A 20,080-nucleotide genomic window follows, 5' to 3' on the forward strand; every position below is an offset into this window, starting at 1 on the left:
GGAACGACCGGCCGGGGGCCAGCGGCGCCCGGGCCGTTGTGGTGGATCAATCTTGGCCGAAACAGACGCCCAAGAAGCTTACTTGACGAACTGCGGCAACCGCGCAGGTGTTCCGGTTGACGGAGGAACATTGTAGGTCCGCAGGACTTGCGACATGACCGAGCGGAACACCGGACCGTTGGTAATGCCGTAGATGTTGCCCTTCGGACGCTGCAACACGACTTCCACGATAAACCGGGGGTCGTCCATGGGCGCCATGCCCACCATGGAGGCCGTGTAGCCGTCGAAGCCAGGAAGGCCGTCCTCCCGTGGGGCCTGCGACGTTCCTGTCTTGGCGCCTACGCGATACCCGTCGATGGCCGCGTCTTTGATCTGCCCTTCCGTCACAGCACTTTCCAGGATGTCCCGCACCTGCTGGGCCGTGCCCTTGGACACAACCTGGCGGGAGTCCTTGGCCGGAACCTTCTGCTCCACTCCCTCAGGGCTGATGTAGCTGTCAATCAACCTCGGCTGGAGCATCACGCCGTCATTGGCGATGCTTTGAAACGCGCGGACTGTCTGCAAAGTCGACTGTGAAACACCCTGCCCGAAAAGCACTGTGTACTGCTGGCGGTCGTCCCACTGCTCCGGCTTGGCAAGGATGCCCGTAGCTTCAGCAGGGAGGCCGATGTCAGTCTGCTCACCAACGCCGAATTTCTTCAACCACTCGTACCGTTGTTCCTTGGTAAGCCTGCTTCCTGCCATCACCGTCCCAGTGTTCATGGACCAGCCAAGGATGCCTGCCAACGTACGTTCTTCGGTGCCGTGTTCAAATGCGTCCGTGAACGTCTGTCCATCAATGGTGTAGGACGGCGGAATCGTGAAGTGGTCCAACGGACTGGATTTGCCTTCTTCGATGACGGCGGCAGCAGTGATCATCTTCTGCACCGACCCCGGCTCATAGGCAGCGGTCACCGAACGCACGCCGCGGTCCTTGGCATCGACTTTTCCGGGATCGTTGGGATCCGGGGCATTCGTATCCGCCAAGGCGATGAGATTGCCCGTCTTGGTGTCAATCACCACGATGGAACCCCACTCGGCATTCATCTTGCTGACCTGGTTCTGGATGGCCTGCTGAGCAAAGTACTGAATGTCCGTATTGATGGTCAGCTTGACGTCACTCCCGTCCACCGCGGGCGTCAGCTCATCTGTGGCGACGGGAATCCGCAGACCGTCAGCGCCGATCTCGAACACGCGCTTGCCCTCGGTTCCGCGGAGGATTTCGTCCTGGGTCTGCTCGATGCCCGCTTGCCCGGTTGTTCCGTCCTGTAGGAAGCCGACCACCCCGCCGGCGATACTGCCGTTGGGGTAGACGCGCTTGCTGACACCCTCAGCGGCGATACCCGGGACCAGGAGTTTGGATATGCGGTCTTCGAGCTCCGGCTTGACGTCCTTGGCCACCACGGCATACTTCTTATCGCCGGTCAGGGATGCACGGATCGTGCTTTCATCCGCCCCCAGCAAGGTGGCCAGCTCCGAGATGCCCTGGTCACGCGTGATGACGTCCAGCTCTTCGGTTTTCTCGTTGTACCGCTTGAAGGTCGCGGTGTTCGTGTTCTGGACCTGGTCCACCACGATGTTGTATCGGATGACACTGCTTGCCAGGACCGTGCCGTTCGCATCCACAATGCTTCCGCGTTCGGCCGGCAAAACCATGGGCTTGAGCCTGTTGGCCAGAGCCGCCTCCGCCATGCCGCCGACATCCAGGCCCTGGACCATGAAGAGCTTGCCGCCCACTACCAGCAGCAAGGTCAGCATGATGCCAAGGCCGACCCGCAGCCTCTTCCTCGCCGCCGGCACCTTCGTCTTTTTCGATTTGCCGGGGTTCTGAGCCACGTTGATTCCTTGCTGCTGGCTTTGCTTCTGTGGACTGATGAACTACTGCCCTGGTGCCTTCTGCTGGGGTGCCGGGACCGATCCCCCGTTGAGCTCCACCGGCGGCGTTGCCGCCGGTGTCGGGTTCGCAGCCGGAGCCGGAGCAGCTGGCGGGGTAACCGGCTTGAGGTTTTCCAGCGGGTCCTTGGTGGTAACGGACGGAACGACATCAAGGAGGCCCGCAACTGCCGGCGGGGCGAGCAACGCGCCAGGGTTGTCTCCCTTGACGGCCGGTGTCGCCTTGCCGGTGACCGTCATGGTGTTCACATCAATCTGGCCTTTGACAGTGGACGGGACCATTCCCAATTCTGCAGCCTTCGCCGCCAGATTCTGGGGAGCCTCGAAGTTCTGCTTCTTCTGTGTCAGATCCTGGTTTTCCTTGTTCAAGGTGGCAGCCTCCGCCTTGAGCTGGACCAACTGGTACTGGGCTGTCGAGACAGAGATGTTCAAAACCAGCACCGTCAGCAGGGCCGCAGCCATGGCTACGAAGCACAGGACCACGAACGGCGTCCTGCGACGTCCTGGTGCGCTGCGCACGAGCGCAAGCGGCGTGCGTGACTTACGTCCGACGTCGGGCTTCCCGGCAGGAACCGAGAGCGCCCGGGCAGTGTTGCCAACCACGGAGGGCAGTGTCTTCGCTGCGGCGTTGCTCATGCTTCTCTCCTCGGTTTAATGCGCTCCACGGCCCTCAATCGGGCGGACGCCGCGCGGGGGTTCTCGGCGATTTCTGCTGTCGTCGGCACTTCCGTGCCCTTGGTGATGGTCTTCAATTCGGGTTTATGCTCTTCAAGTTCCACCGGGAACCCAAGAGGCGCGGAGGACTTTGATCCTGACTGGAAGACGGACTTGACGATCTTGTCCTCCAACGAGTGATAGGACATCACCACGATCCGTCCGCCCATCGCGGTAGCCGCTACAGCTGCTGGAACCGCGCGCTCCAGGACGTCTAGTTCCTCGTTGACCTCGATCCGCAGAGCCTGGAAGGTCCGTTTGGCCGGGTGCCCGCCGCTCTTGGCTGCGGCGGCGGGAACAACGCTTCGAATCTGCTCCACAAGTTCGCCTGTGGTGGCGAATGGTTTCTCGGCCCGGGCGTTCACGATCCTGTTGGCGATCCGTCCGGCGAACTTTTCCTCGCCCCACTTGCGGATAATCCGTACAAGTTCTTCTTCGCTGTAGCTGTTGACGACGTCGGCCGCGGTTTGACCGCGGCTGGTATCCATCCGCATGTCCAGAGGAGCGTCGTAGGAGTAGGCGAAACCACGCTCACGCTCGTCCAATTGGAGCGATGACACGCCCAAGTCCATCAGGATGCCGTGGACTTCGGGAATACCGAGGTCTGCCAGCACGTCTTCGATCTCGTCGTAAACCGCGTGGACCAGGTCAGTCCTGCCGGAGAAGGTTTCCAACCGGGCGCCAGCGAGGGCCAGTGCTTCTTCATCGCGGTCAATCCCCACCAGGTGAAGATCGGGGAAGCGCTGAAGCATGGCTTCGGAATGTCCACCCATGCCGAGGGTTGCATCGATGGCCACTGGAGTCTCGCCACGTTTCCTGGCTGCCTCGAAGCCGGGAGCAAGGAGATTAATGCAGCGGTCTTTCAGGACGGGTACGTGGCGCTCCGATGTGGGCTTTGCCGCGTCCTGCTCTTCCACGCTGCCTCCTCTTTCCTCAGTTGCTTCCATGCTGTTTCTTGAATCGGATCCCCATCCGCGCCTATCGTTCCGTCGGCCTGGCTCAGGGGAAGTTGAGCCAGGAAGACAGTTCGATGGGCGGCTGGAGATCCCATTCAAGAACCGGGGTTCCCACCCCATCCGACCGGTTAGATAAACCCGGGCAGATTGTCGTCATCCGTTTCCGAGAAGGCTGCTTCCTTCTCGTTCAGGTATTCGTCCCAAGCAGTTGCATCCCAGATCTCCGCCCGGGTGCCGGCACCGATCACTGCCAGTTCCCGATCGAGCCCCGCATAGGCACGGAGCGCCGGCGGGATCGTCACGCGACCCTGTTTGTCAGGTACCTCATCAGAGGCCCCGGACAGGAAAACCCGGGTGTAATCACGAGCCTGCTTGGAAGACAGTGGCGCCTCCCGCATCGATTCGTGAATGCGCTCGAATTCCTTCTGGCTGAAGACGTAGATGCAACGCTCCTGGCCTCTAGTGAGGACCAGCCCCGCAGCAAGCTCCTCGCGGAACTTGGCGGGAAGTATGATTCGGCCCTTTTCATCGAGACGCGGCGAGTGAGTACCAAGAAACACTGGCCCCACCGCCCCTCAATCAAGGTGCCCGCACGTACCCAACACTGCCACTACCCTCTTATGCGCTCCACTTTACTCCACAACGCCCCACAGTCAACGCAATAGAGGGCGTTTCTCCACCACTTTGACTTTCACGCTGCTTGGAAACACGCGGTTTTCCGGGCCGGGATGTAAGTGGAGGGCAATTTGGAAGTCCGGCCAGTCCCTGGCGAACCGCCATCGACTGCGGGCCACAACATCGGCCCCCGGCGCCGTCACGTCTCGCGGCAGTGGCGGGAAGTAAAACGCGTGGTGGGAAGTGGAGGGGCCTTGGCGGCCGCAACGAGGGCCTTAAACGCGAAAAGACCCGCATGGCGGGTCTTTAGGTCTCCCCTTTGGCATTCGGGGCGTAGTTGACTCAGTATGGATTTCGTTGTCGGCTGCAAAGCCTCCGCGGAGTATCAGTTGTCGTCGCGGCGCCGTTCGTCCCAGCGCTCTTCCAGGCTGCTCATGAACGAGCTCTTGGATTTGGTCTTGCCGGGCTTGCCGCCGCGGGCCTTGCCGAAGGCGGCGCCGCGCAACGTGGCGAAATACACGCCCGCACCCATGACGACGAAGCCGAGTACCCCGATGGGGATCGCCTGCATCGATACGCCGACAAGCAGCAAAAGAATGCCGGCGATGGCGCCAAGAACACCGATTATCACGTGCCGGGTAGACCAGCTGCGGATGGGATCCGAACCCATGGTGTTGGCAAACTTCGGATCGTCCTCATGAAGTTGCTTCTCAAGTTGCTCAAGCAGCTTCTGTTCATGCTCCGAGAGGGGCATCGCGACCTCCTTTAGTCAGCCAGCGTCCGGACACAACGCGTCCTGTGCGTCTGTTTCCAGAACGATCGGAACAAGAAAAACGTTCCCAAAATCCCCTCTTGGTTCAGCGGGCATCCGGGGACCGACTGTTCTGGAAACAGTTTGTCCAGACGATATAAATCTCTGTAATAAATAGGATAGTTTGTCCGACGCCGTTCTGAAAGACGCGCAGGGAGCGTTGGGGCACCCGTCGGGTCTCCTACGGCCCTTCCGACGGCTTGCCTGGTTCCAAGAGCCTTGCCGGAAGCAACGTCTTAGACCCAAAACGTTCGGAAACGCGGTCCAACGCCTGCTCTGCGGCGCGCCAATTATCGTCCCGGCGGTCCAGGCTCAGTTGCATGGAAGTCTGTCCCGCAGGTTCCAGTTGCTCCGCGCGAACGCCGACAAGCCGGACGTTCATGGAACGGGGTCCCAATGACTCCATGAGTTGAACGGCGACTTGGTAAATCAACTGTGCGCTATCTACGGGCGTCTGCACCGTTCGGCTGCGCGTGACTGTTGAGAAATCGGCATAACGCAACTTCAAGGCAACCGTCCTTGCCAGCATTCCGGAGGCGCGGAGCCGGGCCGCCGTGCGATGCGACAAACGCAGCAACTCCCTGTGCAGGAGGGCCTGGTCCGCCGTGTCCGTGGAGAAGGTTTCCTCCGCCCCAATGCTCTTCTCAAGCCTTGTGGGCGTCACTGGCCGCGGATCAACCCCCATTGACAGACGGTGAACGTGCTCCCCGCTGGCCCCCAGGACCTTCTTCAAGGATGCCAATGGCGTTGCCGCCACGTCAGCCACGGTGCGTATACCCAGGCGCGCCAGGACGTCGGCGGTCTTTCCTCCGACACCCCACAAAGCATTTACAGGAAGGCTATGCAGGTACGCAATGGTGTCAGCGGCATCAATCTGGAGGATGCCGTCAGGCTTGCATCTGGTGGATGCGATCTTGGCCACAAACTTGGTACCGGCGATCCCCACCGATGCCGTGATCCCAAGTTCGGACTGCACCCTTTGGCGGATCAGGTGGCCTATGTCCAGGGGTGATCCAAGCCGGCGAATCGCTCCCCCGACATCCAGAAACGCTTCGTCGACGCTTAGCGGCTCCACCAAATCCGTGATCGACCCGAAGATCTCCATCAGTTGCGAAGAGACCTCGTAGTACAGCGCATGGCGTGGGTTGATGACCACCGCACTGGGGCACATCCGCATGGCGATGGCCATCGGCATTGCAGACTTCACTCCCATGGCCCTGGCCTCGTAGGAAGCGGAAAGCACCACCGACCGTTCTGCAGGGAAGCCGACGATCACCGGCTTCCCGACAAGATCGCGGCGGCTGCGGAGTTCGACCGAGACGAAGAAGGCGTCCATATCCACGTGAAGAATGCTGGTTCGCCTCAATTCCCGCAGGGTTTCTCCGGCGCTACGGGCGGGCTCATGTCCCGCGCCCTGGGCACCTCCGAATGCTTCCTGACTCACAACGGCAATACTATGCCCGGCCACTGACTAAACTGGAGGCACAGTCCGGCGTCAGCCCAAGGAAGGATACCCCTGTGAAGCTCTTTGGAACTCCTCAATCGCGAGGGTTTGCCCTGCTCGCAGTGAGTATCGCCGTGGCGGTCTCGGCTTGCACCCCGTCACCCGGCGGTTCAGCAGGACAATCACCGTCGGGGACCTCCACCCCGTCGGCGCCATCGTCGTCGACGGCAACACCCGGTTCATCCCCTTCCGGTTCTGCGTCCGCGTCCGCCAGCTCAACCGCATCCGGCTCCGAAACGCCCGCGGCCGGGGCCACAGCAACAGTGGGCGCACTCGTGCCAGGCTTCCCTGAACAGCTCATCCCGGTCATGCCCAAGACGTCCGTACGTTCCAGCAGCTTCGATAAGAACGCTTCCTTGGCAACAGTGGCGCTCGTCGGCACCGTCAAGGCCCCGCCGGAAGGCGTTGTGGACTACTACAAGGCTTCCTTGGAAGCCCAGGGTTTCGCAGTGGTCCCCGGACCCGAAGCTGTTGGCAATGTCACCTCGATCGACTTCATTCGCGGTGACGGTGAAACTGTGAACGTCTCAGTAAGGCAGAAGGAGGGCGTCTCCACGTTCACCATCGGTGCCAACGTGGCGGCCGGGTCCATCAAGTGACCGTCCCCGCCCTCGTCATGTCAGAGCAGACGCAGTTCATTAATGGAGTTGCCGGCAAGCTAAATGAGTTCGTGTCGGAAAAGCAGGCGCTCATGGCCACGGTTTCTCCGGATGTTGCTCCGCTGATCGGGTCGATATCGAGTCTGGTCACAGGTGGAAAGCGCCTGCGTGCACTGATGTGCTACTGGGGCTGGAGGGGCGCAGGAGGATCAGCCAATGATCCGGGCATTGTTACTGCAGGGTGCGCGCTGGAGCTTTTCCAAGCCGCCGCCTTGATTCACGACGACATCATCGACCGCTCCGATACCCGCCGCGGCGGGCCAAGCGTGCACAAGCGGTTCAGCCAACTCCATGAGATGAATGGCTGGGCGCTGGACAACGAACGGTTCGGTCACGCCGCCGCGATCCTGACCGGCGATCTATGCCTTTCCTTCAGCGAGGAATCCTTCACGGAAATCGGATCCCGGGCCGCCTCAGGAAGCAAGGCCCGGCAGATCTTCAACCTCATGCGGGCCGAAGTGATGGCGGGGCAATACCTCGACATCCTGGAGGAAGTGGCAGGGCCTGTCCGGGACAAAGCTGGATCCGTGGACCGGGCGAAGTCAATCATTCGGTACAAGTCCGCGAAGTACTCCACCGAGCATCCACTTGCCCTGGGTGGAGCGCTGGCAGGGGCGCCCGAGGGGCTGCTGAAAGGCTATTCCGATTTCGCACTGCCGCTGGGCGAGGCATTCCAACTGCGGGATGATGTCCTGGGCGTTTTTGGCGACCCGGAAACTACCGGCAAACCTGCTGGCGATGACCTCAGGGAAGGGAAACGCACGGTATTGGTTGGCTTTGCCATCAACCAAGCACAGGAGGCGGACGCCGCCTACCTCGACCGCATTCTGGGAGACCCGGACCTGGGTGAAGATGACGTCACCCGGATTCGAACGATCATTGTTGAGTGCGGAGCCCTCGATGCGACGGAATCGCTCATCGCAGAACTGAGCAACAATGCTTTTGATGCCCTGGAAACCTTGCCGGTGGAGGAACTACCCCTCATGGCACTGAGGCAGCTGGCCGAAGCCGCCGTCAGCCGGGCTGCCTGAGAACAGCCGGCAACACACTCAATGCCCCGAGCCGGGCATGACGCGGACGACGGCGGTCAATTACCGCCGTCGTCCGCGTCACTTCAGTGCATAGTGGTTAAGGCGACGCTGTTACCAGGCCAGGGACTGGGCGCGGCGCCTGATCTCAGTCTTTCGGCCCTCGCGCAGGGCATCAATCGGGCGCCCGCGCAAAGATTCGTCCGCGGTGAAAAGCCAGACAATCAGCTCTTGGTCGTTGTAACCGGCATCGCTGAGAACCGCGATAGTTCCCTTCAAGCTGTCAACAACGTGCCCATCCTGGATAAACAAGGCCGGGATCGAACGGATATTCCGCTCTCCCCGCCTGATGGCGACCAGCGCACGCTCATCCAAAAGTCCGTGGACTTTGGTGATGGAAACTTCCAACAGTTCGGCAACATCCGGCAGTGGCAGCCAGTCGGAAACAAGGCTTTCTACATTACTCACGGATCAAGATTGCCACGCCGCCCTGCCCGGCGCCTAGCCGGAGTCCCACGCCGCAGTCGGCGGATCGGCATAAAGCCGCAATTTATTGGCAACACATTGGATTGAACAATCCCGAACGAGGGGAATTGTTGTGCCGAATGAATAAGTGTGAGAGATTCACACTGATCACACTTGCACCATTGATAACATCAGTAACATTGGTAACACTGACAACAGCGATAACAACAAGCCCCGCTGTTCGAGATGAGGACACATTTCATGACGACGCCCCGCTCGCCGAAACGAACCATGAGCATGCCCCTTATCGCGGCAACCACGGCTGCGCTTCCCGCCGTGGTTTTGTCCTCGCTTGCCCTGGCCCAGCCGTCCACGGCAGCGCCGGCGCCGCAACCACGTAAGATTCCGGCCACGCTGGCAGCCGCCATGAAAGCCCAGGCCGCCCAGGCCGGCACGGTCATACCTGCCCAGGCGGTGGCTGCGACCCTTCCTGCGGCCCTGCGCCCCATGGCTCCGTCCGTCCCGGACACCTACACGATCGTCCGCGGCGACACGATCAGCGCTGTCGCACGACGTTTCAACCTGGACACCTCGGCCCTGCTACAGCTGAACAAGCTCACTGCGACCACGCTGATCTACCCGGGACAGAGCATCAAACTCACCGGCACGGCGCCCGCCACGCCGGCGCAGCCCATCGCTCCTCCAGCACCCAGCACCGCGGGCAATGCCACGATCTACACGGTGGTGTCAGGCGACACCTTGGGTGCCATCGCCGCAAAGCACGGGGTGCCGCTGTCCAGCATCTTCAGCTGGAACGGCCTCAACGGAAGCTCCATCATCTACCCGGGACAGAAGATCAAGGTCAGCGGCGGATCCGCGCCTACGGCACCGGCCACACCGACGCCTGCTCCGACGCCCGCTCCCGTTGCCAGCACCGGCTCGTACACAATCAAAGCCGGCGACACTCTCAGCTCCATTGCTTCACGGCACGGCGTTTCTTTGGCCGCACTGATGTCCGCCAACAACGTGACAGCCACCACCGTGATCTACCCCGGCCAGAAGCTCACCATCCCCGGCACCAGCCTGCAGCCGGCCGGTGATACCAAGCCGTTGGTCCCCAGCACGTTCCTGGGCTTTACGTACCCGCCCGCCGTTGTAAGTTCAGCCAACGAAAACAAGGCTCTGCTGAATGCTTCCCCGGTGCCCACCCGCGCCGAAATGAAGACCATCGTGGCAGATACTGCCCGTCGTATGGGTGTCAGCCCGTCCTTGGCCCTGGCGTTTGCCGAGCAGGAATCCGGTTTTGACCAGCGGGCAGTTTCACCAGCGAACGCAATCGGCACCATGCAGGTGATTCCGTCGTCCGGTCAGTGGGCTTCCGATCTTGTGGGCCGCAAGCTCAACCTCCTTGACCCGTACGACAACGCCACAGCAGGCGTGGCCATCATTCGGGCCCTCATCGCCACGAGCAAGGACCTGGACACCGCGATCGCAGGCTACTACCAAGGCCAGTACTCGGTCAGCAAGTACGGCATGTACGACGACACCAAGCGCTACGTCGAGTCGATCAAGGCACGCCAGCGCACCTTTGGCTGAGCCCCGTCAAAGCACCTCGGAAGGGGCCCGGATCTTTTATGGATTCGGGCCCCTTCCCTGTCTCGATTAGGATCGTATGGTGCAAGAACCAACGCAGGACCACCTCATCGGGACCATCGTGGACAAGCGCTACAAGGTCCGCTCCCGGCTCGCGAAGGGTGGGATGTCCACTGTTTATCTGGCCACGGACCAGCGCCTGGAGCGCGACGTGGCCCTCAAAGTCCTGCATCCGCACCTCGCCAACGACCAAACGTTCTTGGAACGATTAAGCCGTGAAGCCAAGGCCGCAGCGAGCCTCTCACATCCTCATGTCGTTGGCGTGCTGGACCAAGGCGAGGACGGCCACATCGCCTATCTCGTCATGGAGTACGTCAAGGGACACACCCTGCGCGACGTCCTCGACGAACAGGGAGCACTGCCTCCCCGCCTGGCCCTCGCATTGATCGATCCGGTCATTGAAGGCTTGGCGGCTGCGCACGGCTCAGGACTGATCCACCGGGACATCAAACCCGAGAACGTCCTCATCGCCGACGACGGCCGTATCAAGGTCGGCGACTTCGGACTGGCCCGGGCGGTTTCAGCCAATACGAGTACCGGCGCCCTGATCGGCACAGTGGCCTACCTGGCTCCTGAGCTGGTGTTGGGCCAGGCCGCAGATGCCCGCAGTGATGTCTATTCGGCGGGCATCATGCTCTACGAAATGCTGACAGGCAAGCAACCCTACGCCGGAGAGTCACCCATTCAGGTGGCTTACCAGCACGTCAACGCCGTGGTGGGTCGTCCTTCCGAAGCCGCACCGGGCCTTGCCCAGGACCTTGACGAGTTGGTGCAGTGGTGCACGGCCGTGGAAGCAGAGAACAGGCCTGTGGACGGTTCCGCCTTGCTGTCAGAGCTGCGCCATATCCGGACCACCCTGACCGACGAGCAGTTGGATCACAGGCAATCTTCATCACGACGGCCCTCCTCCACTGCGGCAACTGCCACTGTTGGCAGCCTCGCCGGGAATCCGACGGAGGCCATGGCCACTACAGCCTCACCCACGGAATTCATCTCCCATCAGAACAACCCCACCACCGTCATGTCAGCCGCAGGCGGTGGAGCCCTCCAGCTGTCCAAGGCCAATGCGGCGGGCGCCGACATCGACCAGGACCTGCGTCAGCCCGGCAAACGGGAATTGAAGAAAATCGAACGGCAACAGGCCAAGGACCGCGCGCGGGCAGCAGCAACTCCGGTTCGCCCGCTCCGTGAAGGCAATCCCCGACGCCGTGGCATCATCTGGACCGTAGTGATCGTGATCGTTGCACTGCTTGCGGCGACCGCCGGATGGTTCTTCGGAATGGGGCCTGGTTCACCGGGCACAGTGCCGGACGTCAAGCACAAGACCGTGGCCGAAGCGCAACAGCTGCTCCGGACAGCGGGGTTCCAGTCCGAGCCGCGTGATGTCTTCGATGACGATATCCAGGCCGGACTCGCCGTCGGAACCCAGCCGGAATCCGGGGCAGAAGTCCGGAAGTTTCAACCCATCACTCTCCTGGTCTCCAAGGGAGCACAACTGTTCGCCCTTCCAGGGCTGACCGGCGGCACTTTGGACGAAGCCAAAACGGCCCTCAATGCCGCAGAAATGGCCTTGGGCACAGTCACGGAGGCTTTCGACGAAAAGGTTCCGGCCGGCGTCGTGATCTCCCAGACGCCCGCTAAGGGCACGGAGGCGCGGCACGGTACTCCCGTGGCCCTGGTGGTTTCGAAGGGACCGCAGCCCATTCCGGTACCGGACGTACGTGGCCAGGCGCAGGACGCAGCCGTCAAGGCCATTCAGGATGCGGGTTTGAAGGCCGTGGTCGCTCCCGAAACGGTCAACGACAAGTCGGTCCCCAAGGGCGCCATTGTGTCCCAGTCCCCTGCCAACGGCACCCTCATCAAGGGCGATACGGTAACACTGACGGTGTCCAAGGGCCCCAAGATGGTCAAGGTCCCCAGCTTCATCGGCAAGCAAGCAGATGAAGCTAAGCGAGAACTGGAAAAGCTTGGCTTCAAGGTAGAGATAATCAAAATCCTGGGTGGATTCTTTGGGACAGTCCGCGATCAGAACCCCGTAAATACCGAAAAACCCGAAGGGGATCCAGTGACTCTGACGGTAGTCTAGGTTCCCGCCAAAAAAGGCACGGTCCGTTTCAACGGACCGTGCCTTTCTTGTTCTGCTACCTCTTGGAAAGGGCTCCCGCAACGAGGAAGGCCATCTCGAGGGACTGCATGTGGTTCAAGCGCGGATCGCACACCGACTCGTAGCGGTCCAGGAAGGCGTCCTGGTCGATCGGGTCGGCGCCACCCAGGCACTCCGCGACGTCGTCGCCGGTCATTTCGACGTGCAGGCCGCCCGGGACGGTTCCCAGCGAGTGGTGGACTTCGAAGAAGCCGCGTACTTCATCGATGACGTCGTCGAAGTTGCGGGTCTTGTACCCATTGGGCGAGGTCACCGTGTTGCCATGCATTGGATCAGTAACCCACAGCACCTGGGCGCCGGAGGCGGTAACACGCTCGACGACGGCCGGCAGCTTTTCGCGGATGTTCTTGGCGCCCATGCGGGTGATGAATGTGAGGCGGCCAGGTTCGCGGTTCGGGTCCAGTTTGTCGATGAGGCGGAGTGCGTCGTCGCCGCTGGTTGACGGACCGAGCTTGACGCCAATGGGGTTCCGGACGCGCGAAAGGAAATCGACATGGGCGTGGTCGAGTTCGCGTGTGCGCTCACCGATCCACAGGAAGTGCGAAGAAGTGTCATAAGGCAAGCCGGTGCGGGAGTCGATGCGAGTCAGTGCACGCTCGTAGTCGAGGAGCAACGCTTCGTGGCTGGCAAAGAACTCCACGCGCTTGAGTGCCTCGAAGTCAGCACCGCAGGAATCCATGAACATGATGGCGCGGTCAATATCTCGGGCCAGCGACTCGTAGCGGGCGTGTGCCGGGTTCTCGGTGAAGCCCTTGTTCCACTGGTGAACGAGGCGGAGATCGGCAAAACCGCCCTGGGTGAAGGCCCGGATGAGGTTCAGCGTGGAAGCCGACGTGTGGTAGGCCTTCAGCATCCTGCCAGCATCGTGCGCGCGGGATTCAGGGGTGAAATCGTAACCGTTGACGATGTCGCCGCGGTAAGCAGGAAGCGTTACGCCGTCGCGGGTTTCGTCATTGGACGAGCGCGGTTTGGCGAACTGGCCTGCCATGCGTCCCATCTTGATGACGGGCATGGCGGCGCCGTAGGTGAGTACAACGGCCATCTGGAGGATCGTCTTGACGCGGGCGCTGATCTTGTCTGCCGTGGCTGCCTCAAACGTTTCGGCACAGTCGCCACCCTGCAGGAGAAATGCCTTGCCTTGGGCGGCAGCGGCGAGTCGTTCACGGAGAACGTCCACTTCGCCAGCGAAGACCAAGGGCGGGACAACGGAGAGTTCCTTGACGGAAGCCTTGAAGACATCAGCGTCAGACCAGGTGGGCTGCTGTGAAATGGGCAGGTCCCGCCAGGCATCCAGCCCCGGATAGTTTGCCGCCCCGCTCTGGGCGGTGCTGGCGAGGGGATCTGCTGCAGAAGGTGCGGTGTTCGCGGTTAGCTCAGTCACCCTACAAGAGTAGTAGCCTCCGGCAGGGTTGAGGGACTACCGCCGTAACTGACGCCTCAGGAGGCGTCACAGTCCCCCGGCTGGCTTCTGCCCGTCGCCGTCAGGTTTCTCTGCGTCGTCGGCAATCCCTGCGGTAGTGTCCTCGGCTGCCTCGGGCTTATGCACGGGTTCCGGACCCTTGCCAGCCAACCGCGCCTTGACGACGGCCGCGTACTCATCCACGTATTCCTGTCCGGACAGCCGCATCAACTCATACATGATCTCGTCTGTCACCGCCCTCTGAATCAGGCGGTCGTCCTCCATGCCGTAGTAGCGGCTGAAGTCCAGCGGCTGCCCGAAGATGAGCCCGATCCGCCGAATGCTCGGCAGTCTCTTGCCGATTGGCTGGACTTTCTCGGTTCCGATCATCGCCACCGGCACAACCGGCACGCGCGTCTGGAGGGCCAGCCTCGCTACGCCAACCTTGCCGCGGTACAGCCGGGCATCCGGGCTGCGGGTGCCCTCCGGATAAATCCCCAACAGGCCGCCGGAGGTCAGGACGTCCTTTCCTGCCTGCAAAGACATCTCAGAGGCGGCGCCTCCGGAGCGGTCCATGGGCAGCTGGTTGCTCAGCCTGAAGAACAGAGCAGTGAGCCGGCCCTTAATCCCGGTTCCCGAGAAGTACTCGGCCTTCGCGAGGAAAATGACAGGACGGTGGACTACCAAAGGCAGGAAGATCGAGTCGGAAAAGGACAGATGATTGGACGCCAGTATTGCTGCGCCATTTTCAGGAACGTTGTCCAGGCCTTTGACCCAAGGCCTGAACAGGAGCTTGAGGATGGGACCGAGAAAGATCCTCTTCATGACCCAATAGAACACGTTTGTCCCTCTCACGGCCGATGGCTGGCCTGCTTCCGGGGCTACCCGGCCGGCACTCAACTGCAACCCTACTCCAGTGAGAAATGTCCGGAACAGTGACACGATGGACCCATGACGGAACGCAACAAAGCCGCTGCCCCGCTCGCCTTCCACTATGCCGGACACGGAGCCAACGCTTCGACCGGAGTGGCTATCTGCCATGGGTTCACCGGCAGCCCGCTCAGCATGATCCCCTGGGCCGAGTACCTGGCTGAGCAAGGGTTTGCCGTTTCCGTGCCCCTCCTCCCCGGTCACGGCACCAACTGGCGCGACCTTGCCACAACACGCTGGCAGGACTGGTACCGGACCTTTGAGCAGAGCTACCTGGACCTCGCCGGGAAAACAGACATGTGCTTCGTCGCGGGACTGTCCATGGGCGGCGCGGTGGCCCTTCGGGTGGCTGCCATCCACGACGTTCCAGGACTGGTGCTGGTCAATCCCGGCCTAAGCTTTTACGACCGCCGGGTGAGGTACGTAGGCGCCCTGAAGTACGTCATGCCGACCACCACGCCCATAGTGGAAGACAACCCTGCTCCGCTCACCGATGAGACGGGCGACTACTCCAAGACACCGTTGAAGTCGGTGCACGAACTCAAGAAGCTCTTCCGGGCGGCTACGCGCGGGCTGCCCCAAGTGCAGGCCCCGGCCTTGGTGTTCAAGTCAGCGGTGGACGGTGTCATCCCGCCCAGCTCCGTGGCCACCATCAGCCGGCACATTGCTTCGTCCCGCCTGAAGATCGTCACCCTCCCCCAAAGCGGCCACGTTGCCACTCTGGATGTGGACGCCCCCATCATCTTCGAAGAATCTGCCGGGTTTTTCCGTCAGCATGCCAGCGACAGAGTAGCCTCGAAGTCATCATGAAAATGCTTCCGGATTTCTCGCCGTTCCGCAGCAGTTGGAATGGAGCCGGCCCCCGCGTCGGAGTGGTCATGTCCCACGGCTTCACTGGGAGTCCCCACAGCGTGCGACCCTGGGCTGAACACCTGGCGGCGGCCGGATACGCTGTCAGGCTGCCATTGCTCCCAGGCCACGGGACTACCTGGCAGGACATGGCCACGCGCTCGTGGCGGGAGTGGCACCGCGCAGTCGATGATGCCTACAGGGAGTTGGCCACGGATTGCGACTACGTGTTCACTGCAGGCTTGTCCATGGGAGGCACACTCGCATTGAGGATTGCGGCCACACGGCCTGTAGCGGGCACTGTGGTGGTCAATCCCGGCCTGGTTTTGGATGACCCGCGGGCCGTTATTGTCGGGGCGCTCAAGTATGTAGTGAAGACGACACCGGCGATTGCGAACGACATTCTCAAGCCGGACCAGGACGAAGGTGCCTACGCCCGGACACCCGTAGCGGCAGCCCACGAACTGAAGAGAATGTACAAGGACACCGCTGCCATCCTCCCCCGCATCAGCAGCCCGGTCCGCGTGTACCGTTCCACCGTGGACAACGTGGTTTCGAACGCCAGCTTGGATTTCCTGCGGTCCCGCCTGCAGGCGCCCCTGGATGTCCGCTACCTCCACAACAGCCACCACGTGGCAACCTTGGACAACGACGCACCTGAAATTTTCGACGGTACCGTCGAATTCATTCGAGAAACCGTGGCGGCTTTGGCTGGCAACGGGCTTTTCCCCGAAAAGGACACAGCCGATGAACAGGCCTGATCCCAATTCAGCCGATCAAAGCGCCAACAAGGATGACGACGCCGTATGGCTGGATCTGGTAGCCCGTTTGGAGGCGACCGAGACTTTGCCCGAAGAGGAACTTCCTGCGACCAGGCCCGTGGATGAACCTACTGAGGCTGCCGCTCCAGCCAAGCCGGAAGCCGGCAAGACTTTCAAGGACTTCGATCCTCTCGGATTGTCCACTCCGGCGGGGGTCGGCAGCCCGGAGCCGGCAGCAGTCCCGGCCTCCAGTGAAGGTGCAGGCCGACCCCTGGGGCCACGCGACTTCGAGGTTGACGACGACGATGAGGCCTTCGTGCCCGACGAGCCCCCGAGCCTGGCGGGCACGGAACCCATGACCATGCTGGCTTGGGTGGGTGCCGTTGGCGGGCCCATTGCTTTGCTTTTCACCGCGATGTTCTGGCGTTCAGCGCCGCTGACCGCCATCCTGGGAATCGTGGCCGTGTTCGTGGCGTCGGTGGTCTACCTCATCATGAGGCTGCCCCAGGAAAAAAACGAGGACGACGACGGCGCGCGCATCTAGGCCTCGGCCCTCGCTTAGGTGCGTCCCGGCTTAGCTGTGGGCCCGCCCGCTGACACGCGAAAGGTCCGCGGCCCCGATCATTCCGGCACTCGGGCCAAGGGCAGCGAGTTCGATCCGGGCCATCGGCCTGAATCCCCGCCCGGTCAGGTTCTTGGCAAAGGCGGTGCGCGCCGGTCCGGTGAGGAGCTCTCCGGCATCGCACAGACCTCCACCGATCACGAACATCCCGGGGTCCAGCGCAGCGGCCAGGTTGGCCAGGCCAAGACCCAACCATTCGCCTTGATCGGCCAGCAACTCCTTGGATGTGGCGTCACCGGCAAGAGCCAACGCTGTGACCGCGGCCCCGGTGATGCTTTCCGCGACCCCGCCGGCCTTCTCCAAGAGCCCCCGGCCCTCCGGCGAGTTGGTCCGTACCAGTTGATGGGCTTCGCGCCCCAAGGCATTTCCGGACGCATACTGTTCCCAGCAGCCGCGGTTGCCGCACTCGCAACGATGCCCGCCCGGGAAAATGATCTGATGCCCGAATTCTCCGGCCACACCATAGCGCCCGCGTTCAACTTTGCCGTCCATGACCATGGCACCGCCGATGCCCGTGCCCAGCGTGATGCACACCAGGCGGCTCTCACCTTGGCCGGCACCAAAGCGCCACTCGGCCCAGGCTGCGGCATCGGCGTCGTTGGTCAGCAGGACAGGCCGCCTCAGCAGCTTCTGAAGGCTCTCCCGCAGGGGCTCGTTGCGCCAGGCGAGGTGCGGGCTGAACAGCACCGTACCGCCGTCGAGGTCCATCCACCCTGCCGCCCCGATGCCGACAGAGGCGATCCGATGGTCGCCGCTGAGCTCGGTAACCAACTCCACAATGGTCTGCTCCACCGCCCGGGGGTCGGCGCCGGGCGTGGAACGGCGCGCTTCCGCCAGCACCCGCCCCTCGGCGTCAACGACGCCGGCAGCCACTTTCGTGCCACCGATATCGATACCGATGGCCAGGCCCCTCCGGCCCAGATGGCTTCGGCGGGCAGCCCACGGCACTTCCTTCCAGGCAGCGGCCGGTGGCCTGATTCGGGTGCGGGAACTGGACCTAAGGGAGGGCATCCCACAATCCTATTCCGCGGAATACCGCACCCCGGCATCCAGGGTGCCGAATGGAGCCAAGTTGCCCTGAACGGCGGCTCATCCGTAAAGTTACTCGCCAGTAGGTGAAATAGGACACACCTCCATGAGTGGGCATACTAGAGTGGAACCAGCCCCTCGTGGCCCGTGGATATCAAAGGAGCTACCGTGCGTGAAATCAGTGTTCCTCCCCTCATCAATGTCGCCCCTGAAACCAACATCACGGACCTCGTGATCCGGGAAGCCGCCAAGGCATCCAACCCGGCACTGTTCGCCAAGCTGGACAGCAACGCGCAGTGGCAGGACATACATGCCAAGGAGTTCCTGGCGGACGTCAAGGCCCTGGCCAAGGGCCTCATTGCGAGCGGAGTGGCGGCGGGCGACCGTGTGGGCATCATGTCCCGGACCCGGTACGAATGGTCCTTGGTGGACTTTGCCATCTGGTTTGCCGGGGCAGTCTCGGTACCGATCTATGAAACCTCCTCGCCTTCACAGGTGGCATGGAACCTGGGCGATTCAGGCGCAGTAGCCGCTTTTGGCGAGGCAGCCCACCACGAAGACGTGATCCGGCAGGCTGTCGCAGCGGAGGACATCGCGTCCGTGGCCAATGTCTGGCAGCTCGAGGGTGCCGGCTTGGATGCGCTGCGCGCTGCCGGCGCCGGCGTCCCGGACGAAGAACTTGAGTCCCGCCGCTCCGCCGCTGGTCTCGCGGATGTTGCCACCATTATCTACACCTCCGGCACCACCGGCCGTCCAAAGGGTTGCGAACTGACCCACGGGAACTTCGTTGAACTCTCGGAGAACGCCCGCGTGGCAATTCCGGAGGTGGTCAACGAGTCGGCCAAGACCATCATGTTCCTCCCGCTGGCCCACGTGTTTGCGCGCTTCATTTCCGTTCTGGCTGTGGCTGGCGGCGTCAAGGTGGCCCACACCCCTGACATCAAGAACCTGCTGGCCGATCTCCAAAGCTTCCAGCCGACGTTCATCCTGGCGGTCCCGAGGGTTTTCGAAAAGGTCTACAACTCCGCCCTGACCAAGGCCGAAGACGGAGGCAAGGGCGCAATCTTCCATCGCGCCGTGGATACTGCCATCGCCTACTCCAAGGCGCGCGAGTCCGGCTCCCTGGGTCTCGGCCTAAAGATCAAGCACGCGGTGTTCGACAAGCTGGTTTACGGCAAGCTCCGCGCGGCCATGGGCGGCCACGTAGCCCATGCCGTGTCCGGCGGAGGCCCGTTGGGTGAACGGCTTGGCCACTTCTTCCAAGGCATCGGGCTTCAGATCCTGGAAGGCTACGGCCTGACCGAGACCACGGCGCCAATATCGGTCAACACTCCGTCCATGATCAAGATCGGTACGGTGGGCGCCCCCCTGCCGGGCAACTCGGTCAAGATCGCGGACGACGGCGAAATCCTCACCAAGGGCGTCTGCGTGATGCGGGGCTACTACCGGCGGGAAGACCTCACCGCCGAAGCCTTCGACGACGGCTGGTTCCGCACCGGCGATATCGGCGAACTCGACAACAACGGCTTCCTCAAGATCACCGGCCGCAAGAAGGAAATCATCGTCACGGCGGGTGGAAAGAACGTAGTTCCTGCCCTCCTGGAGGACCAGATCCGCGCAGACGCCTTGGTCTCCCAGGTCCTGGTGGTTGGTGACAACCGCCCCTTCATCGGGGCACTCGTCACGCTGGACGAAGAAGCACTGCCCGGTTGGCTGGAGCGGCACGGACTGCCGTCCGGCACCACGCTGGACGAGGCCTCGGATCACGCGGTGGTCAAAGCCGCCGTCCAAGAGCTCATCAGCAAGGCGAACCAATCCGTCTCGCAGGCGGAGGCCATCAAGTCCTTCAGGATCGTTCCAGCGGACTTCACGGAAGCCTCCGGGCACCTTACCCCCTCCCTCAAGGTCAAGCGCGCCCAGGTCATGAAGGACTTCGACGCCGTGATCGAGGAAATGTACGGCGCGCCCCGCGCGTCCTAGGCAAGAAAA

General features: G+C 62.1%; 18 protein-coding genes. 8 read left to right on the forward strand and 10 right to left on the reverse strand.

Annotated features, from left to right (window positions below):
* Positions 1-78: 78 nt before the first annotated feature.
* From ACFRJ9_RS15665 to dinB, 6 genes are all read right to left on the reverse strand, one after another.
* A complete protein-coding gene (locus tag ACFRJ9_RS15665; protein WP_377669913.1) occupies positions 79-1,818 on the reverse strand; it encodes a peptidoglycan D,D-transpeptidase FtsI family protein in 1,740 nt (579 codons plus the stop codon).
* A 99-nt stretch (positions 1,819-1,917) separates the two neighbouring features.
* Complete coding sequence (locus tag ACFRJ9_RS15670) at positions 1,918-2,568, reverse strand: hypothetical protein (RefSeq protein WP_377669690.1); 651 nt, start codon at positions 2,566-2,568, stop codon at positions 1,918-1,920.
* Positions 2,565-3,593: a 16S rRNA (cytosine(1402)-N(4))-methyltransferase RsmH gene (gene rsmH, locus ACFRJ9_RS15675; RefSeq protein ID WP_377669693.1), complete on the reverse strand. Its 1,029-nt coding sequence runs from the start codon at positions 3,591-3,593 to the stop codon at positions 2,565-2,567. The genes ACFRJ9_RS15670 and rsmH overlap by 4 nt, the downstream gene beginning before the upstream one ends.
* A gap of 137 nt (positions 3,594-3,730) precedes the next feature.
* Positions 3,731-4,162 carry a division/cell wall cluster transcriptional repressor MraZ gene (gene mraZ / locus ACFRJ9_RS15680; protein ID WP_377669696.1) on the reverse strand — a complete coding sequence of 144 codons (432 nt, stop codon included), beginning with the start codon at positions 4,160-4,162 and terminating at the stop codon, positions 3,731-3,733.
* A gap of 440 nt (positions 4,163-4,602) precedes the next feature.
* Positions 4,603-4,971: a DUF3040 domain-containing protein gene (locus ACFRJ9_RS15685; protein WP_377669698.1), complete on the reverse strand. Its 369-nt coding sequence runs from the start codon at positions 4,969-4,971 to the stop codon at positions 4,603-4,605.
* A gap of 238 nt (positions 4,972-5,209) precedes the next feature.
* The gene (gene dinB, locus ACFRJ9_RS15690) at positions 5,210-6,472 is read right to left on the reverse strand and encodes a DNA polymerase IV (protein ID WP_377669701.1); all 1,263 of its coding nucleotides are present in this window, start codon (positions 6,470-6,472) and stop codon (positions 5,210-5,212) included.
* A 74-nt stretch (positions 6,473-6,546) separates the two neighbouring features.
* Here dinB and ACFRJ9_RS15695 point away from each other — a divergent pair, with 74 nt between their 5' ends.
* Positions 6,547-7,131 (forward strand): hypothetical protein, encoded by a 585-nt coding sequence (locus ACFRJ9_RS15695; protein WP_377669704.1) that lies wholly within the window; start codon positions 6,547-6,549, stop codon positions 7,129-7,131.
* Between the two features lie 17 nt (positions 7,132-7,148).
* Positions 7,149-8,222: a polyprenyl synthetase family protein gene (locus tag ACFRJ9_RS15700; RefSeq protein WP_377669916.1), complete on the forward strand. Its 1,074-nt coding sequence runs from the start codon at positions 7,149-7,151 to the stop codon at positions 8,220-8,222.
* A gap of 111 nt (positions 8,223-8,333) precedes the next feature.
* On the opposite strand, the gene ACFRJ9_RS15705 is transcribed toward ACFRJ9_RS15700, so the two are convergent.
* On the reverse strand, positions 8,334-8,687 hold the full coding sequence (locus tag ACFRJ9_RS15705) for an Rv2175c family DNA-binding protein (RefSeq protein WP_377669706.1): 354 nt from the start codon (positions 8,685-8,687) through the stop codon (positions 8,334-8,336).
* Between the two features lie 258 nt (positions 8,688-8,945).
* On the opposite strand from ACFRJ9_RS15705, the gene ACFRJ9_RS15710 reads away from it, so the two are divergent.
* Both ACFRJ9_RS15710 and pknB read left to right on the forward strand, forming a co-directional pair.
* Positions 8,946-10,280 carry a LysM peptidoglycan-binding domain-containing protein gene (locus ACFRJ9_RS15710; RefSeq protein WP_377669708.1) on the forward strand — a complete coding sequence of 445 codons (1,335 nt, stop codon included), beginning with the start codon at positions 8,946-8,948 and terminating at the stop codon, positions 10,278-10,280.
* 76 nt (positions 10,281-10,356) lie between these two features.
* Positions 10,357-12,423 carry a Stk1 family PASTA domain-containing Ser/Thr kinase gene (pknB, locus tag ACFRJ9_RS15715; protein ID WP_377669710.1) on the forward strand — a complete coding sequence of 689 codons (2,067 nt, stop codon included), beginning with the start codon at positions 10,357-10,359 and terminating at the stop codon, positions 12,421-12,423.
* A 55-nt stretch (positions 12,424-12,478) separates the two neighbouring features.
* Here pknB and ACFRJ9_RS15720 read toward each other — a convergent pair whose 3' ends face one another.
* Complete coding sequence (locus ACFRJ9_RS15720; RefSeq protein ID WP_377669712.1) at positions 12,479-13,882, reverse strand: class II 3-deoxy-7-phosphoheptulonate synthase; 1,404 nt, start codon at positions 13,880-13,882, stop codon at positions 12,479-12,481.
* Positions 13,883-13,948: 66 nt separating this feature from the next.
* Positions 13,949-14,740 carry a lysophospholipid acyltransferase family protein gene (locus ACFRJ9_RS15725; RefSeq protein ID WP_377669919.1) on the reverse strand — a complete coding sequence of 264 codons (792 nt, stop codon included), beginning with the start codon at positions 14,738-14,740 and terminating at the stop codon, positions 13,949-13,951.
* A 111-nt stretch (positions 14,741-14,851) separates the two neighbouring features.
* On the opposite strand from ACFRJ9_RS15725, the gene ACFRJ9_RS15730 reads away from it, so the two are divergent.
* The 3 genes from ACFRJ9_RS15730 to ACFRJ9_RS15740 are packed head-to-tail and all read left to right on the forward strand — an operon-like array spanning position 14,852 to position 16,984.
* A complete protein-coding gene (locus ACFRJ9_RS15730) occupies positions 14,852-15,640 on the forward strand; it encodes an alpha/beta hydrolase (RefSeq protein ID WP_377669715.1) in 789 nt (262 codons plus the stop codon).
* Positions 15,637-16,440 (forward strand): alpha/beta hydrolase, encoded by an 804-nt coding sequence (locus ACFRJ9_RS15735; RefSeq protein WP_377669717.1) that lies wholly within the window; start codon positions 15,637-15,639, stop codon positions 16,438-16,440. The genes ACFRJ9_RS15730 and ACFRJ9_RS15735 overlap by 4 nt, the downstream gene beginning before the upstream one ends.
* Positions 16,427-16,984 (forward strand): hypothetical protein, encoded by a 558-nt coding sequence (locus tag ACFRJ9_RS15740; protein ID WP_377669719.1) that lies wholly within the window; start codon positions 16,427-16,429, stop codon positions 16,982-16,984. The genes ACFRJ9_RS15735 and ACFRJ9_RS15740 overlap by 14 nt, the downstream gene beginning before the upstream one ends.
* Before the next feature lie 30 nt (positions 16,985-17,014).
* On the opposite strand, the gene ACFRJ9_RS15745 is transcribed toward ACFRJ9_RS15740, so the two are convergent.
* Entirely contained in the window at positions 17,015-18,073 is a 1,059-nt protein-coding gene (locus tag ACFRJ9_RS15745; RefSeq protein WP_377669721.1) for an ROK family protein, read from the reverse strand.
* Positions 18,074-18,259: 186 nt separating this feature from the next.
* Here ACFRJ9_RS15745 and ACFRJ9_RS15750 point away from each other — a divergent pair, with 186 nt between their 5' ends.
* Positions 18,260-20,071 carry an AMP-dependent synthetase/ligase gene (locus tag ACFRJ9_RS15750; RefSeq protein WP_377669723.1) on the forward strand — a complete coding sequence of 604 codons (1,812 nt, stop codon included), beginning with the start codon at positions 18,260-18,262 and terminating at the stop codon, positions 20,069-20,071.
* Positions 20,072-20,080: the final 9 nt, after the last annotated feature.

Source organism: Paenarthrobacter sp. NPDC056912 (assembly GCF_042786555.1).
Lineage (GTDB): Bacteria > Actinomycetota > Actinomycetes > Actinomycetales > Micrococcaceae > Arthrobacter.

Coding starts and splice junctions, on each gene's coding strand:
- ACFRJ9_RS15670 (WP_377669690.1), bottom strand. CDS start 2,568: ATGAGCAACGCCGCAGCGAAGACACTGCCCTCCGTGGTTGGCAACACT.
- rsmH (WP_377669693.1), bottom strand. CDS start 3,593: ATGGAAGCAACTGAGGAAAGAGGAGGCAGCGTGGAAGAGCAGGACGCG.
- ACFRJ9_RS15685 (WP_377669698.1), bottom strand. CDS start 4,971: ATGCCCCTCTCGGAGCATGAACAGAAGCTGCTTGAGCAACTTGAGAAG.
- ACFRJ9_RS15700 (WP_377669916.1), top strand. CDS start 7,149: ATGTCAGAGCAGACGCAGTTCATTAATGGAGTTGCCGGCAAGCTAAAT.
- ACFRJ9_RS15710 (WP_377669708.1), top strand. CDS start 8,946: ATGACGACGCCCCGCTCGCCGAAACGAACCATGAGCATGCCCCTTATC.
- pknB (WP_377669710.1), top strand. CDS start 10,357: ATGGTGCAAGAACCAACGCAGGACCACCTCATCGGGACCATCGTGGAC.
- ACFRJ9_RS15730 (WP_377669715.1), top strand. CDS start 14,852: ATGACGGAACGCAACAAAGCCGCTGCCCCGCTCGCCTTCCACTATGCC.
- ACFRJ9_RS15735 (WP_377669717.1), top strand. CDS start 15,637: ATGAAAATGCTTCCGGATTTCTCGCCGTTCCGCAGCAGTTGGAATGGA.
- ACFRJ9_RS15740 (WP_377669719.1), top strand. CDS start 16,427: ATGAACAGGCCTGATCCCAATTCAGCCGATCAAAGCGCCAACAAGGAT.
- ACFRJ9_RS15745 (WP_377669721.1), bottom strand. CDS start 18,073: ATGCCCTCCCTTAGGTCCAGTTCCCGCACCCGAATCAGGCCACCGGCC.